This is a genomic window from Ruegeria sp. CI8 (assembly GCF_056536865.1).
Genome location: NZ_JBQFQL010000001.1, coordinates 92,770 through 107,628, shown reverse-complemented (window position 1 = coordinate 107,628; position 14,859 = coordinate 92,770). Strand labels below are relative to the sequence as shown.

The window sequence follows — 14,859 nt, the reverse complement described above, 5'->3', positions numbered from 1 at the left end:
TCACTCCTTGTCTCGGTTGTCGACGACGCGCTTGGCCTTGCCTTGGCTGCGCTCGACATCGCCGGGGTCCCCTACAACGATCTCGGTGGAAACGCCAACGATGTCCTTGATCCGCTTGGTCAGCATCCGCGCGGCGGCGGTCTTGCTGAGTTCATCCGCCGCGTCGGGCATCGCCTCGACATAGACGCGCATCGCGTCCATGCGGCCGGATTTGTACAGCTCGATCTGGTAATGCGCGGCGATGCCGCCGGTGGCCATGACCTGCTCCTCGATCTGGCTGGGGAAGACGTTGACCCCGCGCAGGATGATCATGTCGTCGCTGCGGCCGGTGATCTTCTCCATCCGCCGCATCGAGCGCGCGGTGCCCGGCAGCAGCCGCGTCAGGTCGCGGGTGCGGTAGCGGATCATCGGAAGGCCTTCCTTGGTCAGCGTGGTAAAGACCAGCTCGCCCATTTCGCCGTCGGGCAGAACCTCGCCGGTCTGCGGGTCGATGATCTCGGGGTAGAAGTGATCCTCCCAGATGACCGGGCCGTCCTTGGTTTCCACGCATTCGTTGGCGACGCCCGGGCCCATGATCTCGGACAGGCCGTAGATGTCGACCGCGTGCATGTCAAAGGCCTGCTCGACCTCTTTGCGCATCGCATCCGTCCAGGGTTCGGCCCCGAACACGCCCACCGACAGCGAGCTTTCGCGCGGGTCCATCCCGACCTTGTGATACTGTTCCAGGATGTTGAGCATGTAGGACGGCGTGACCATGATGCCGTCGGGTTTGAAATCGGTGATCAGGGCCACCTGTTTCTCGGTCTGACCGCCGGACATGGGAACGACCGTGGCGCCCAGACGCTCGATTCCGTAATGCGCGCCCAGACCGCCGGTGAACAGGCCATAGCCGTAGGCATTGTGGATCATGTCGCCCTTGCGCAGACCGCTTGCGCGCAGGCTGCGGGCCACCAGATCGGCCCAGTTGTCGATGTCGTTCTTTGTATAACCCACCACCGTCGGCTTGCCCGTGGTGCCGGACGAGGCATGCAGGCGAATGATCTGTTCGCGCGGAACGGCAAACAGGCCGAACGGATAGTGGTCGCGCAGATCGTTCTTGTAGGTGAAGGGGAACTTGGCCAGATCGTCCAGGGTTTTCAGATCGTCGGGATGCACCCCAGCCTCGTCGAACCGCTGTTTGTACATCGGCACGTTGTCATAGGCATGGCGCAGCGACCATTTCAGGCGGTTCAACTGCAAGCTGCGGATTTCATCGATCGACGCGATCTCGATCGGGTCAAGATCCGCTTTGTTCGGGGTCAGATCCTTCATGATGTCCTCCTCACCTCAGGTCTCGGGAAACAGGGTGCCGTTGATCGCGCGGGAAAAGCCCCGGAACTCGGCGATCTTGCGGCCGTCCTGGTTGGTCACCGTCACGTCATAGATGCCGCTGCGGCCTGTCAGGCTCTGCTCGGTGGCGCGGGCGGTCAGCCGGTCGCCCAGCCGGCCCGGCGCGACATAGCTGATCACGTTGTGCTGGGCCACGGTCGACTGGTTGCGGCTGTTGCAGGCAAAGGCAAAGGCGCTGTCGGCCAGCATGAAGGTCACGCCGCCATGGCAGATCCCGTGCCCGTTGCAATGGTGCTGCTGCACGGTCAGCGCCAGCGTCGCGGTGCCCTCGTCGACCTCGACCAGTTCCATCCCCGCCCATTTCGAGGCATGGTCCTGCGCCCACATCGCGGCGGCGGCCTTTTCGGCGCGTTCTTTCGGCGTCATGCTCATTTGCCCCGAAACTCCGGGCTGCGCTTTTCCAGAAAGGCCGCGACGCCTTCGGCATAGTCGACGGATTCACCGCAGGTCTTCATGGCGTCGGCCTCGATCTCCAGATGATCGGTCAGGCTGTTGGTCGCGGCGGCCTGGATGGTCTGCTTGGTCAGACCCAGGCCCAGCGTGGGGCCGTTCGACAGGCGTTCGGCCAGCGCACGCGCCTGGGTCATCAGGTCGGCATCGGGTAGGACTTTCCAGATCAGGCCCCAGTCCTCGGCCGTCTTCGCCATCAAGGGCTCGCCGGTCAGGGCCAGCCCCTTGGCACGCGCCTCGCCCAGCAGATGCGGCAGGTGCCAGCTGCCGCCGGTATCGGGGATCAGCCCGACCTTGGCGAAGGACTGGATAAATTTCGCGGACTCGGCGGCCAGCACGATATCGCAGGCCAGCGCAAGATTGGCACCCGCGCCCGCGGCCACGCCATTGACCGCGCAGATCACCGGAAAGTTCAGCGACCGGATCAACCGCACCAGCGGCGCATAGAAGGTGCGCACCGTGTGGCCCAGATCCGGTGGGCCGTCCATTTTCGACGGGTCGCGATCGGCCAGATCCTGCCCCGCGCAGAACCCGCGCCCGGCCCCGGTCAGCAGGATCGCCCGCGCGCCCTCATCGCGCGCGCCTTCGATGGCGCGGCATAGGGCATGGTGCATTTCCTCGGTGAAGCTGTTCAGGCGATCAGGGCGGTTGAGAGTGATTTCCACATAATTTCCACGCCGCTGCGCAAGAATCGTATCGCTCATGGGCCGCTCGCTTTGCATTCGTTTCGATATTCTTCTTGCATTAACCGAACGGTTGGTCAATAAATTTCTCCGACGAAGCGCCGAATCCGGGCTTTCGGCCGGTTGATGGTTACAAAAAGGACCATTAACGCATTTGTGACTCATGTTTTGGAGGAGGAAACCAGTCATGAAACTCAACGGGATCAAAACGCTGTTGGCGACGGCTGCCTTGGCAGTGTCTGGCAGCGTGGCATTTGCGGCGGATTACACCCTGACGATTTCCAGCTGGGCGCCGCCCACCCACGGGATCAACGCCAAGATGTGGCCCAAATTCGTCGAGATGGTCGAAGAGGCCACCGACGGCAAGGTGACTGCCGAGTTGAAGCTGGGCATCGCCCCGCCCCCGGCCCAGATGGACCTGATCATGGATGGCGCGGCGGATGCGTCGATCATCTTCCACGGCTATCAGCCGGGCCGCTTCGTGACGACCAAGCTGATCGAACTGCCGGGCTATGAAGGCTCGGCCGAGGCCGCCTCGGTCGCCTATTGGCGCGCTTACGACAAATACCTGAAGGCCGCCGACGAACACCGCGGCGTCAAGGTCATTGCCCTGCACACCCACGGCCCCGCCCAGCTGCACACAAGCAGCCCGGTGACCTCGATGGACCAGATCTCGGGCCTCAAGGTGCGGATCCCCGGTGGCGTCGGTGGCGATGTGGGCACCGCACTGGGTGCGACCGGCATCCAGGTTCCGGCCCCCAAGGTCTATGAGACGTTGGCCTCGAAGGCCGCCGACGGTGTGGTCATGCCGTTCGAATCCCGCAAGGGCTTCAAGCTGACCGAAGTGGCCCCGAACGTCTATGAGATGCCGGGCGGCCTGTATCGCGGGTCGTTTGCCTTCATCATGAACGAGGAAACCTTCGCCGACCTGCCCGAGGACATCCAGAAAGCGCTGGAAGAAAACGTGTTCGGCGAACCGCTGAGCCGCGAAATCGGCAAGATCTGGGACGAGATCGACGCCATCGGCCGTGAAGCGACCCAAAGCACCGAGGGCAATGCGATCCACGAAGCCGCTGCCGAGGACATGGAGAAGTTCTCGACGATCGCCGAGGACGTGCGCGCCAAGGTTATTGCCGAAGTCAACGAAGCCGGCGTCGATGCGCAAGCCGCCTATGACATGATCAAGTCGGAAATGTCCTCGAACTGATCCCTGATGCGGGGCGGCACTGGCCGCCCCCAACCCAGCCCCTTCCGGAGCCACCCGATGACCCCTCTCATCCAGCTTGTACGGCGCGCCAGCGTCCTGCCGGTGATCGTCGCCTGCACGGCCCTGTTCATCCTGATGGTGATGACCTTCTGCGACGTGATCCTGCGGTCGGTCTTCAACGCGCCGATCGAGGCCGCCACTGAACTGACGCGCATCCTGATGGCGATTCTGGTGTTCTCGGTGCTCCCCATCATCTCGGTCACCAACGGGCATATCGCCGTGGACCTGACCGACGGTATCTTTCACCGCCTGCGCCTCAGCCGCCTGCGTGACGCGGTGATCTATATCCTCAGCGGCGCCATGCTATATTGGCCGGTCCAGCGCGTGTGGATTCTGGCCGAACGCGCCCGCGACTATGGTGATGTCACCGAATACCTCAGCATCCCGACATACCTCGTCGGCTGGTTCATCGCTGCGTCGGTGGCGATCACCGCCGTGGTGATGATCATCACCGGACTGCTGCACCTGTTTGCCCCCAAGACCCTGACGGAATCCACTCAATGACCGCTGCACTCATCGGATTTGCCCTTGTCCTGATCCTGGTGCTGATGCGCCTGCCCATCGTCTTTGCCATGGGGCTGGTCGGCACGTTGGGCTTTGCCTATGAACGCGGCGGCTCGATCTTTGACGAGCGCGGGCTGAAGGCCGCGATGTCGATGGTCGGCCGCCAGATCACCGATACCGCGCAGGATTACGGCCTGTCGGTCGTGCCACTGTTCATCCTGATGGGCCTGTTCGTCAACAAGGGCGGCATGGCGCGCGAGCTTTATGCGGTTTCCAACGCCTTTCTGGGTCACATGCGTGGCGGCATCGCCATGGCGACAGTCGCGGCCTGCGGCGGGTTCTCGGCCATCTGCGGATCGTCGCTGGCCACCGCCGCGACCATGTCCAAAGTCGCGATGCCGCAAATGCGCCGTTATGGGTATTCCGACGAACTGTCGACCGCGTCGATCGCCGCAGGCGGCACGCTGGGCATCCTGATCCCGCCCTCGGTCATCCTCGTCATCTACGGGCTGCTGACCGAAACCTCGATCGGCAAGCTGTTCATGGCCGGCATCATCCCCGGCATTCTGGGCATCCTGTTCTACCTGTTCGCCGTGCGCTGGACCGTGTGGCGCAACCCTCAGGCCGGCCCGGCCGGTGAACGCGCCAGCTGGGGCGAGCGCATCAGCGCGCTGGGGTCCGTTTGGGCTGTGCTGCTGCTTTTCTTCCTGGTGATCGGCGGGCTGTATGGCGTGTTCGATTTCGAACCCCTGAACCTGACCTTTTCGCCGACCGAGGCCGCAGGCATGGGCGCCGCCGGCGCCTTTCTGATCGCGCTGTTCCGCGGCGGGCTGACCGTGGGATCGACCTTCGAAGTGCTGAAGGAAACCTGCTTTACCGCCGCCGCGCTGTTCGCGGTGCTGATCGGCGCGCAGATCTTTTCGAACTTCATCAACCTGGCCGGCCTGCCCGAGGCGCTGATCGCCATGGTCACCGCCTATGACGTGGCACCTTTCGTTGTGATCCTCATGATCCTGGGCATCTACATCATCCTGGGCTGCGTGTTCGAATCCCTGTCGATGCTGCTCCTGACGGTCCCAATCTTTTTCCCGCTGGTGACCTCGCTGGGCTATGACCCGATCTGGTTCGGCATCGTCGTGGTGGTGGTCACCGAGATTTCGCTGATCACCCCGCCGGTGGGCCTGAACGTGTTCATCCTCAAGGGCGTGGTGGGCGATGTCTCGACCGGCACGATCTTTCGCGGCGTGACCCCGTTCTGGGTGGCCGACATCTTCCGCCTGGCGCTGATCGTTCTGGTTCCGATCGTGGTTCTGTACCTGCCGCAACAGATGGGCGCGCTGGGTCACTGAGCAGATTTCGCCGCGCAAGGCGGCCCCAATACAGGAGCATTTCATGTCTCTGAAACAGATTTCCAGTTTCGCCGCTGGCCAGTGGGTTGCGCCCGGCGCCGGGGCCCGCACCATCGCCTCGGCCATCACCGGAGAGCCCTTCGCCACAGCCGGCAACGATGCGCTGGACGTGCAGGCGATGCTGGCCCATGCCCGCGACGTGGGCGGGCCTGCCCTGCGCCAGCTGACGTTCCATGAACGCGCCAAGATGCTCAAGGCGCTGGCGCAGGCGCTGTCGGAACGCAAACAGGCGGTCTATGACCTGAGTTTTGAAACCGGCGCCACGCAGAAGGATCACCTGATCGACATCGACGGCGGTATCGGCACCATGTTCGTCTTTGCCTCGAAAGGGCGGCGCGAGATGCCCGACGGCCGTGTCTATCTGGATGGCGATGTCGAGCAGCTGTCGCGGAACGGCACCTTCCTGGGCCAGCATGTCTGCACCCCGCTGCAAGGGGTCGCGGTACATATTAACGCCTTCAACTTCCCGGTCTGGGGCATGCTGGAGAAACTGGCCCCCACCCTGCTGGCCGGGGTTCCGGCGATCGTGAAACCCGCCACCAACAGCTGCTATGTCACCGAATTGGCCGTGCGGATCATGCTCGACAGCGGCATCCTGCCCGACGGCGCACTGCAGCTGGTCTCGGGCGGGCTGGGCGACATGCTGGATCACCTGACCTGTCAGGACGTGGTCAGCTTTACCGGCTCGGCCGATACCGCGATGAAGCTGCGGCAGAACCCGGTGATCGTGACCAACTCGGTGCGGTTCGTGGCCGAGCAGGACAGCCTCAACGCCTCGATCCTTGGCCCCGACGCGGCACCCGGCACGCCCGAATTCGACCTGTTCGTCAAGGAAGTCGTGCGCGAGATGACGACGAAGGCCGGGCAGAAATGCACCGCCATCCGCCGCATCATCGCACCTCAGGCGCAGGTCGAGGCGCTGATCGCCGCGATCTCGGCCAAGCTGGCGCAGACCACGATCGGCGATCCGCGACTGGACGGCACGCGTATGGGCGCGCTGGTCTCGAACGGGCAAAAGGCCGACGTTCTGGCCAAGGCTCGCCTCATCGGGCAAGAGGCCGAACGCGTATTCGGCGACCCGGATGCCTTCGAGGTGGTGGGCGCCGATGCGGAAAAAGGCGCCTTCGTCCCGCCGATGCTGTTTCATTGCGCCGATCCCGACGCCGCCCGGCACGTGCATGACACCGAGGCGTTCGGCCCGGTCTCGACCATCATGGGCTATCGCGATCTGGACCACGCCATCGCGTTGGCCAATCGCGGCCAGGGGTCGCTGGTCACCTCGCTGATCACCCATGACCCCGAGATCGCGCGCCAGGTAGTGATGGGCGCGGCCGCCTTCAACGGGCGGATCTACATCAACGACCGCGACTCGATGCAGGAATCCACCGGCCATGGCTCGCCCCTGCCACACATGGTCCATGGCGGCCCCGGTCGCGCCGGCGGCGGCGAGGAAATGGGCGGCGTGCGCGGCGTGAAACACTACATGCAGCGCACGGCCCTGCAGGGCTCGCCCCGGATGCTGGCGACGATCGGCGCGAAATGGATCCCCGGCGCGCCCGAGATCCAAGGCCCCGCCCATCCCTTTACCCGCAAGTTCACGGAGCTGCAGATCGGCGAGACGCTGCACACGGCGCCCCGGACCATCACCCTGGACGACATCGAACATTTCGCCCATTTCACCGGCGACACCTTCTATGCCCACATGGACGAGGACGCGGCGGCCAGAAACCCGTTCTTTCCGGGCCGGGTGGCGCATGGCTATCTGCTGCTGAGTTTTGCCGCCGGCCTGTTCGTCGAGCCGAACGAAGGGCCGGTGCTGGCCAATACCGGGCTGGACGGTCTGCGCTTCATGAAGCCGGTCGTGGCCGGCGACAGCATCAAGGTCCGCCTGACGGTCAAGCAAAAGACCTGCCGCACCGACGACTATGGCGAGGTGCGCTGGCACGTGACCCTGACCAATCAGGATGACGAGAAGGTCGCCGAATACGAACTGCTGACCATGAACGCCTACTGAGCGCAGAGCAAAGTGTTTTTCTTGCACAGCCGGGCCGGATAGACTGGGCGCATGACCAACGCGCATCCGTGGTTCACCCAGGCCGTGGCCGAACTGGCCGACCCGCAGAATCAGCGGGTCTGGTCGATCATCGTGTCGCTGTTCGGCGACATGGCGCAGGAGCGCGGCGCCAAGATCTCGGGCGGGGCGCTGGGCCGCATCATCGAGCCGATGGGCATCAAGCCCGAGGCGATCCGCGTGGCCCTGCACCGTCTGCGCAAGGATGGCTGGGTAGAAAGCGACCGGGTCGGGCGCGTTTCGATGCATTTCCTGACCGAATATGGCCGCACGCAATCAGCCCGGGTCACGCCGCGCATCTATGCGCGCGACCCTGCGCCGGATACGCCGCTGCACCTGCTGATCGCCGAGGATGGCACCGGCACCCGGCTGCTGGAAGACATCCTGCTCAGCCACGACTACACGCCGATCGGCCGCAACGCTGCGTTGGGACCGGGGGCACCGCCCGTGGACCAGGACGACCTGCTGATCCTTGAAGTCACCGCCCGCTCGGTCCCGCAATGGGCGCATGAAAAGCTGTTTCCGCCCGAATTGCGCACGGCTTGCCGGTCCTTGCACGAGGCCGTGCGCCACGTGTCCCGAGGCCGCCCGGCCAGTTGGGAGCCCACGCCCTGTCAGATCGCCACCCTGCGCACGTTGATCGTGCACCGGTGGCGGCGCGTCGTTCTGCGTCTGCCCGACCTGCCCGACGGATTCTGCCCGCCGGACTGGACTGGCCCGGCCTGTCGCGCGCAGGTGTTCCGCCTGCTGGACCAACTGCCGCGCCCCCTGCCCGACGATCTGAACCAAGACTGACCCTACGGCAGGTTTTCCTGAAACGCAGTTTGACCCTATCCTGACCTTGTACCTTTTGGAGGAGGTGCAGGCATGACCCACGACACTGACATGCTGATCGTAGGGGCCGGGTTCTCGGGGCTGATCATGGCGATCGAGGCCCGCAAGCGCGGCATCCACAACATCGCGATCCTTGAAAAGGCCGACGACATCGGCGGCACATGGCGAGAGAACACCTATCCCGGCGTGGCCTGCGATGTGCCCTCGCACCTGTATTCGATGGCCACCCATCCGAACCCGGACTGGACCCGCGCCTATGCAGGCGGGGCCGAAATCTGGGGCTATATGCGCCGCGTTGCGCGTGACGAAGGGCTGTATGATCTGTGCCATTTCCACACCGAACTGAAGTCGGCCCAGTGGGACGGCACGCATTGGCAGGTCGAGACGACCGGCGGCGCGCAATGGACGGCACGGTTCCTGGTGTCGGCCATCGGCGCCCTGCACATCCCCAGCATTCCCGAGATCCCGGGAGCGGCGGGCTTTCCTGGTCCGGCATTCCATTCGGCCAAATGGGACCACTCGGTGCCGCTGCAGGGCAAACGCATAGCAGTTGTTGGCACCGGCGCATCCGCCGTTCAGTTCGTGCCGGAAATCGCCAAAACCGCCGCCCATGTCACCATCTTCCAACGCAGCGCGCCTTACGTTCTGCCACGCCCCGACGGGCCGATTGCGCCCTGGGTCCGGCACCTCTATCGCCGCATTCCGCTGCTGCCGCGCATCCGCAGGCAGTTCATCTACTGGCTGTTCGAATTCCGCCACCGCGTGTTTCGCGGCGAAAAACGCGCGGTCGACTTTGCCATGAAGATGTGGCGCAAAGCGCTGGAGGAGGCCATATCCGACCCCGACATGCGCCGCATTCTGACACCGGACTATCGGATCGGATGCAAGCGCGTCCTCAGCTCGAACGACTGGTACCCGGCGCTGGCCCGCGACAATGTCACCGTGAACCCGCATGGGGTCGAGCGGATCGAAGGGACCGAGATCATCGCGACCGACGGCAGTCGGACGGCGGCCGACATTCTGATCTGGGGCACCGGTTTCCACGTGACGGACGCGGTCCAAAGGCTGGACATCCGCGGCGCGAACGGGCTGAGCCTGCAGGAGGCCTGGGCCGACGGCATGCAGGCCAATCTGGGCACCGCCATTGCCGGGTTTCCCAACTTTTTCATCCTGCTGGGGCCGCATACCGGGCTGGGCCACAACTCGGTCGTTCTGATGATCGAAGCACAAGTCGCCCATATCGGCCGGGTGCTGGAGGAGATGCGGCGCGCGGGTCTGCCCGCGATTGCTCCAAACGCTGACCGGCAGGCCGACTTCACCCGTGAAATGCAGGAGCGTCATACTGACAGTGTCTGGCAGGCCGGCGGATGCACTTCGTGGTATCAGGACGCACAGGGGCGCAATACGACGCTGTGGCCCGGCACCGTTTCGGAATTCCGCAAACGTCTGGCGAAGGCCGGGCTCGAGCATTACCATCCCGTTGATCCCGCCCAGACCAAAGGACCGCCGACATGACCACCCTGCTGACCATTGCGCTGATCATCGGTGCCGCGTTGATCCTGATGCATCTTTGGACCCGTCGCCTGACGCGGATGGGAGCCCAATCCGTGCCTCAGCCCGGGCAGATCCTGCCGATGAACGGCGGTTCGATCCACTATGTCGAACAGGGCGATCCAGAGAAGCCGACGGTGGTGATGATCCACGGGTTGACCGGCCAGTTGCAGCACTTCACCTATGCCATGACCGACCTTCTGGCCGACGACTTTCACGTCATCGCGGTTGACCGGCCCGGGTGCGCGTATTCGACCCGCGACCACGCGCGGCTGGCCACCTTGCCGGAACAGGCGCGGATGATCCACGAATTCCTCGAAGCCAAGGGCGTATCGCAGGCCATTCTGGTCGGACACTCGCTCGGGGGCGCGGTGTCGCTCGCCATGGCGCTGGACAATCCTGAACGGGTTCGGGCACTGGCCCTGCTGGCCCCGCTGACACATCGGGTACCCAGCACACCCGCCATCTTCAAGGCGTTGGAGATCCGGACCGAATGGCTGCGCAGCCTGATCGCCAACACGATCGCTGTTCCCCTGGCGAAAACCACGGCGCCGCACGTGATTGATGAGGCGTTTGCCCCGGAACCGGCCCCGAGTGATTTCCTGGACCGCGCCGGTGGCGCCTTGGGGCTGCGCCCGTCAGCCTACATCACCGGATCGCAGGATCTGGCGGGCGTGGACGCCAGCATCGACGCCCAGTCCCAGCGCTACCACGAACTGAAGGTTGGGGGCGGCATCCTGTACGGGGCCGAAGATCCGATCCTGTCACCCAGCCAGCAAGGCGCACCGATGGTGGAATACGGGCTGAGCTTTGAACAGCTCGAGAACCGCGGCCACATGATCCCCCTGACCGCGCCCGAGGCCTGCGCAGAGTTCGTCCGCCGCATGGCCAATGCTTCGCAATCGCCGTCGAAACCCGCCAACACGGCCGGATGAAGAATCCCGCATTTTCGTGGCATTTCCCTCTTGACCCTCTCCGGCCCCTCCCTTAAATCGCCTCTCACCGTGGCGGAGTAGCTCAGTTGGTTAGAGCAGCGGAATCATAATCCGCGTGTCGGGGGTTCAAGTCCCTCCTCCGCTACCACTTCCCTGAAATCCTCGAGTTTGGCCTTGGGCCGCGTCCGCTTGGCCAGTCGCGGTTATCATCGACGATGCCAATGCCCTCATGCCACCCGTCTGCATCAAGCGGATCGGACAAACGGCCTGTTCGCCCTCCTCCAATTATCAACCCGGAAGGTTTGACTTTGGATGGCCGGCCCTATCATATTCAAATCTATGATAATGATAGCCAAACCGGCACAAGCGGGAGGAACAGTGATGAAACGTCTGTACCTTGGATTGGTCTGTGCCCTCAGTTTCGCTTGGCCGGCAGCGGCCCAGGATGAAAAACCACCTCAAACACTGTTCACCAACGTGCATGTCTTCGACGGTACAAGCGAACAACGCATCGAAAACGCCAGTGTTCTGGTCGAAGGGAACCTGATCAAAACGGTTTCGACCGAAGCGATCGACGCCCCAGACGCCACGGTGATCGACGGCGAGGGGCGCACGTTGACACCCGGGTTCATCGAAAACCATGCGCATCTCATGTTGATGGGGCCCAGTCTCAGCGCCATGGAAGCCAATTCGACATGGGAGGATTTCGGAATCCATGCGACGCGGATGGCCGAAATGTATCTGATGCAGGGTTTCACGACGGTCAGGGATGCAGGCGGGGCCAATGGTGGACTTCGACGGGCTATCGACTCGGGTCAGATTCCCGGGCCACGCTATTATCCGTCGGGAGCCTTTCTAAGCACGCGTGGAGGCCATGCCGACTTTGGCAACTTCACCGCACCTCCGGGGACGGACACCAATTTCAGCCGCCTGAACATGGCACAGGAAATCAGCGGCGTTGACGACGTTTACAAATTCGGACGCAACAACTTCCGGATGGGCGCGACGCAGCTCAAATTCATGCAATCGGGCGGTGTCGTTTCGGCCTTCGACCCCTGGCAATTGCTGGCCGGGTCGCCAGAAGAGATCAAAGCCGCCGTGCAGGTCGCGAATGAATATGGCAGCTATGTCATGGCGCATTCCTATCGGAAGGAAGCAATTCTGGGTGCGCTCGACGCGGGTGTGATGTCCATCGAACACGGATTTTCCTTCGACTGCGAAATCGCTGAAAAGATGAACGAAATGGGCGCGTACATCACGACCAATCTCACGGCGTTCGATCCCGGCCTTCTGGATATTCCGGCGGTCAAGAACCAACCATCGAGCCTTGCCAAGGCAATCTCGGCTTCGGCGACGTTCGAGAACTACATCCCGAACATGAAGGAATGCCCGGTGAAGCGCGGGTTCCAGACAGATTGCGTGGGCACAGTCGAGGCCTGCAACATCCAGATCGCGTATGAAAGACACCTGAACAACGAATTCTTCGGTCCCTATCAATCAATGGTCACACTGACCTCGATCGGAGGCGAGATCGCCCAGTTGTCCGGCGATTTCACCAATCCCTACACCGCCGGTAAGCTTGGAGTGATCGAGGAAGGCGCTTATGCGGACATTCTGCTGATCGACGGCAACCCGCTCGAAGATTTCTCGGTCGTGGGTACAGGCGATCAGTGGTTCGGTGCGGACCCGCGGCCTGACAGCCCCGAGACCATCCGCCTGATCATGAAGGATGGCGTGATCCACAAAAATACGCTCAACTAGGGCCATGATGAGGATTCGCGGTCGGGACCGCCATGACAAGCCCGCCTTTCTGAACTCCGTCCGAACTCTGCTGATTGCGGCGACGCTCAGCTTGGGTACGGGCGCGCCCACTTGGGCCGGCCTCTCGGTTGGTTGGGACGATCTGCCCGATCCGACCGTCCAGACCTTTGAGGACCCCTATCGCGACCTCAGCCCCGAACAGTTCGACGACGTCCTGTTCGTCGTTCGGCTGCGTGGCCGGCTGCAGCAGGATGTCGGCACGGACGAGGACCGCCAGAAGTGGCAGGAACTTCTGCACGAGACCGAGGATGCGCTAGCCGCGGGCGGTGTCGACGTGGACTGGCTGTTGGGTCAACGCCAGGTCGTAACCGAACGCAGGGAAAAAGCAGCCACGCTTGGCAACCCCTTGTATGACGGGCAAGAGGTCACGCTGTCCGGTTTCGCCATTCCGGCTCCTGCGGACGCGGACGGGCGATCCGTTGTCTATCTGGTGCCCGAACGGGGCATGTGCAGTCACATGCCGCCGCCGCCGCCGAACCAGATGATCCGTGTGATGCTGGATGCCGACTGGGTTCCCAGCTATGTCCACGAACCCGTCCGCCTGACGGGACGTCTGACGATTTCGCCGACCGATCACCAGATGGTCGTGGTCGACGGGCTGATGCCGATGCGCGCCACGTTCCAATTGGAGGCAGACAAGGTCGAGACGCTCCAGAACCGCACCGACGGGCTGGAGTGGAGCGAGGACGCGACAGATATTCTTCGGGCCGCGGGGCGGCGCAAAACCGGTGGTCAGGCGGCCTCGGAATGATCCGGCGGATTGCGCTGGTGCTGGCGGCCCTTGTCTGGGCTTCGGGTGCGGTCGCTCAGGGATTGTCAGGTCCCTCATCGGTGAATGCCGAGCTTGAACCCGGAGACGGCTTGACCGATCCGCAATTCCGGTCGGATTTTCCACGCAATATCGCGCTTGGATGGTTTGCCTGGAAGGATCGTCTGGCCGAAGACGGGTTCCGTTTCAACATTGACTATCTGGCCCTTGGGCAAACGACGGATGCCGACCTGGGCGCCGGTGAAGCCGCCAGCGGAATTGCCCGTTTCTATGGCAGCTGGCAGGCAACCGAACAGGGTTCGTTGACCTTCAAGGTCGAACACCGGCACAGCTATACCGATGTCGCACCGCAGTTTCTGGGCTTGGACGGAGGCGCGCTTTCGATCACAGGAACCGCCTTCAACGACACGGGTTTGCTGCTGACCAACCTGTTCTGGTCGCAGCGGGCCGCGGACGGGTCGTGGACGCTGCAATTCGGTCAGATCGACGTGACCGACTTCGTCGACATCTATGGCCTTGTCAGTCCCTATAGCGGTTTCCAGAACCTGTCGTTCAACACCAATCCGACGATAAACGCCCCCAACCCCGGGCTGGGTCTTGCCGGGGGCGTGCGGCTGGGCAGCAATTTCTATGCTGTGGCCAGTGTCGCTGACGCAAACGCCGATCCGTCCGATCCGAACTTCGACGTTTTCAGCGACGGCAACCTCTTCAAATCGCTCGAACTGGGGTACACGTCGGGCTTTGATCGGATCTATTTCGACAACATCCATCTGACACTTTGGCACGCGGATGCAGCCGATGACGGCAGCCGGGCCGAAGACTATGGCGCGGCCTTCTCCGCCGCGTGGTTCGTGGGCAACCAATGGATGCCGTTCCTGCGCGCCGGCGCGGCAAAGGGAACGGCGGCGCTGTATGATCGGTCCCTGTCAGCCGGCATCGGGTACTACGGCCGGAACACCGATCTGGCTGGGCTGGGGCTGAACTGGGCCGAAGCCCGTGGCATCGACGGCGATCAGTTCACCCTCGAAGCTTTCTACCGTTTTTCGATTTCGCCCGGCTTGCAGATCACGCCGTCGGTGCAGTTCATCTCGAACCCACTGCTGAACCCCGGCCAGGACAGCGTGGCCCTGTTCGGCCTGCGGACAAGGCTCGTGTTCTGACGCTGGCCGGGTCTGC

At 63.2% G+C, this 14,859-nt stretch carries 13 protein-coding genes and 1 tRNA gene; 11 read left to right on the top strand and 3 right to left on the bottom strand.

Annotated elements, in window-relative coordinates:
- Genes paaK through paaG form a run of 3 tightly spaced genes read right to left on the bottom strand, consistent with a single transcriptional unit; the run spans position 1 to position 2,543 of the window.
- Positions 1-1,311: a phenylacetate--CoA ligase PaaK gene (gene paaK, locus ACR0DA_RS00480; protein ID WP_480752566.1), complete on the bottom strand. Its 1,311-nt coding sequence runs from the start codon at positions 1,309-1,311 to the stop codon at positions 1-3.
- 15 nt (positions 1,312-1,326) lie between these two features.
- On the bottom strand, positions 1,327-1,755 hold the full coding sequence (gene paaI, locus ACR0DA_RS00475; protein WP_170599076.1) for a hydroxyphenylacetyl-CoA thioesterase PaaI: 429 nt from the start codon (positions 1,753-1,755) through the stop codon (positions 1,327-1,329).
- Between the two features lie 2 nt (positions 1,756-1,757).
- The gene (gene paaG / locus ACR0DA_RS00470; protein ID WP_480752565.1) at positions 1,758-2,543 is read right to left on the bottom strand and encodes a 2-(1,2-epoxy-1,2-dihydrophenyl)acetyl-CoA isomerase PaaG; all 786 of its coding nucleotides are present in this window, start codon (positions 2,541-2,543) and stop codon (positions 1,758-1,760) included.
- Between the two features lie 166 nt (positions 2,544-2,709).
- On the opposite strand from paaG, the gene ACR0DA_RS00465 reads away from it, so the two are divergent.
- The 11 genes from ACR0DA_RS00465 to ACR0DA_RS00415 all read left to right on the top strand — a co-directional run bounded on the left by ACR0DA_RS00465 (position 2,710) and on the right by ACR0DA_RS00415 (position 14,843).
- Positions 2,710-3,729, top strand: a complete 1,020-nt coding sequence (locus ACR0DA_RS00465) for a TRAP transporter substrate-binding protein (RefSeq protein WP_480752563.1) — start codon at positions 2,710-2,712, stop codon at positions 3,727-3,729.
- 57 nt (positions 3,730-3,786) lie between these two features.
- Positions 3,787-4,293 (top strand): TRAP transporter small permease, encoded by a 507-nt coding sequence (locus ACR0DA_RS00460; protein ID WP_170598951.1) that lies wholly within the window; start codon positions 3,787-3,789, stop codon positions 4,291-4,293.
- Positions 4,290-5,642, top strand: coding sequence for a TRAP transporter large permease (locus tag ACR0DA_RS00455; protein WP_149775555.1), 1,353 nt, complete (start codon positions 4,290-4,292; stop codon positions 5,640-5,642). The genes ACR0DA_RS00460 and ACR0DA_RS00455 overlap by 4 nt, the downstream gene beginning before the upstream one ends.
- A gap of 43 nt (positions 5,643-5,685) precedes the next feature.
- On the top strand, positions 5,686-7,716 hold the full coding sequence (gene paaZ, locus ACR0DA_RS00450) for a phenylacetic acid degradation bifunctional protein PaaZ (RefSeq protein WP_170598952.1): 2,031 nt from the start codon (positions 5,686-5,688) through the stop codon (positions 7,714-7,716).
- Positions 7,717-7,767: 51 nt separating this feature from the next.
- Positions 7,768-8,568 (top strand): PaaX family transcriptional regulator C-terminal domain-containing protein, encoded by an 801-nt coding sequence (locus ACR0DA_RS00445; protein WP_170598954.1) that lies wholly within the window; start codon positions 7,768-7,770, stop codon positions 8,566-8,568.
- Positions 8,569-8,640: 72 nt separating this feature from the next.
- Entirely contained in the window at positions 8,641-10,122 is a 1,482-nt protein-coding gene (locus ACR0DA_RS00440; protein WP_480752561.1) for a flavin-containing monooxygenase, read from the top strand.
- Entirely contained in the window at positions 10,119-11,093 is a 975-nt protein-coding gene (locus ACR0DA_RS00435; RefSeq protein ID WP_170405168.1) for an alpha/beta hydrolase, read from the top strand. The genes ACR0DA_RS00440 and ACR0DA_RS00435 overlap by 4 nt, the downstream gene beginning before the upstream one ends.
- Positions 11,094-11,164: 71 nt before the next feature.
- Positions 11,165-11,241: transfer RNA gene (locus ACR0DA_RS00430), tRNA-Met, on the top strand.
- 233 nt (positions 11,242-11,474) lie between these two features.
- Positions 11,475-12,854, top strand: coding sequence for an amidohydrolase family protein (locus tag ACR0DA_RS00425; protein WP_480752559.1), 1,380 nt, complete (start codon positions 11,475-11,477; stop codon positions 12,852-12,854).
- A gap of 7 nt (positions 12,855-12,861) precedes the next feature.
- Complete coding sequence (locus tag ACR0DA_RS00420) at positions 12,862-13,665, top strand: DUF3299 domain-containing protein (protein ID WP_480636742.1); 804 nt, start codon at positions 12,862-12,864, stop codon at positions 13,663-13,665.
- Positions 13,662-14,843: a carbohydrate porin gene (locus ACR0DA_RS00415; RefSeq protein ID WP_480752557.1), complete on the top strand. Its 1,182-nt coding sequence runs from the start codon at positions 13,662-13,664 to the stop codon at positions 14,841-14,843. Before ACR0DA_RS00420 ends, ACR0DA_RS00415 begins: the two co-directional genes overlap by 4 nt.
- Positions 14,844-14,859 lie beyond the last annotated feature (16 nt).

Coding starts and splice junctions, on each gene's coding strand:
- paaK (WP_480752566.1), bottom strand. CDS start 1,311: ATGAAGGATCTGACCCCGAACAAAGCGGATCTTGACCCGATCGAGATC.
- paaI (WP_170599076.1), bottom strand. CDS start 1,755: ATGACGCCGAAAGAACGCGCCGAAAAGGCCGCCGCCGCGATGTGGGCG.
- paaG (WP_480752565.1), bottom strand. CDS start 2,543: ATGAGCGATACGATTCTTGCGCAGCGGCGTGGAAATTATGTGGAAATC.
- ACR0DA_RS00465 (WP_480752563.1), top strand. CDS start 2,710: ATGAAACTCAACGGGATCAAAACGCTGTTGGCGACGGCTGCCTTGGCA.
- ACR0DA_RS00460 (WP_170598951.1), top strand. CDS start 3,787: ATGACCCCTCTCATCCAGCTTGTACGGCGCGCCAGCGTCCTGCCGGTG.
- ACR0DA_RS00455 (WP_149775555.1), top strand. CDS start 4,290: ATGACCGCTGCACTCATCGGATTTGCCCTTGTCCTGATCCTGGTGCTG.
- paaZ (WP_170598952.1), top strand. CDS start 5,686: ATGTCTCTGAAACAGATTTCCAGTTTCGCCGCTGGCCAGTGGGTTGCG.
- ACR0DA_RS00445 (WP_170598954.1), top strand. CDS start 7,768: ATGACCAACGCGCATCCGTGGTTCACCCAGGCCGTGGCCGAACTGGCC.
- ACR0DA_RS00440 (WP_480752561.1), top strand. CDS start 8,641: ATGACCCACGACACTGACATGCTGATCGTAGGGGCCGGGTTCTCGGGG.
- ACR0DA_RS00435 (WP_170405168.1), top strand. CDS start 10,119: ATGACCACCCTGCTGACCATTGCGCTGATCATCGGTGCCGCGTTGATC.
- ACR0DA_RS00425 (WP_480752559.1), top strand. CDS start 11,475: ATGAAACGTCTGTACCTTGGATTGGTCTGTGCCCTCAGTTTCGCTTGG.
- ACR0DA_RS00420 (WP_480636742.1), top strand. CDS start 12,862: ATGAGGATTCGCGGTCGGGACCGCCATGACAAGCCCGCCTTTCTGAAC.
- ACR0DA_RS00415 (WP_480752557.1), top strand. CDS start 13,662: ATGATCCGGCGGATTGCGCTGGTGCTGGCGGCCCTTGTCTGGGCTTCG.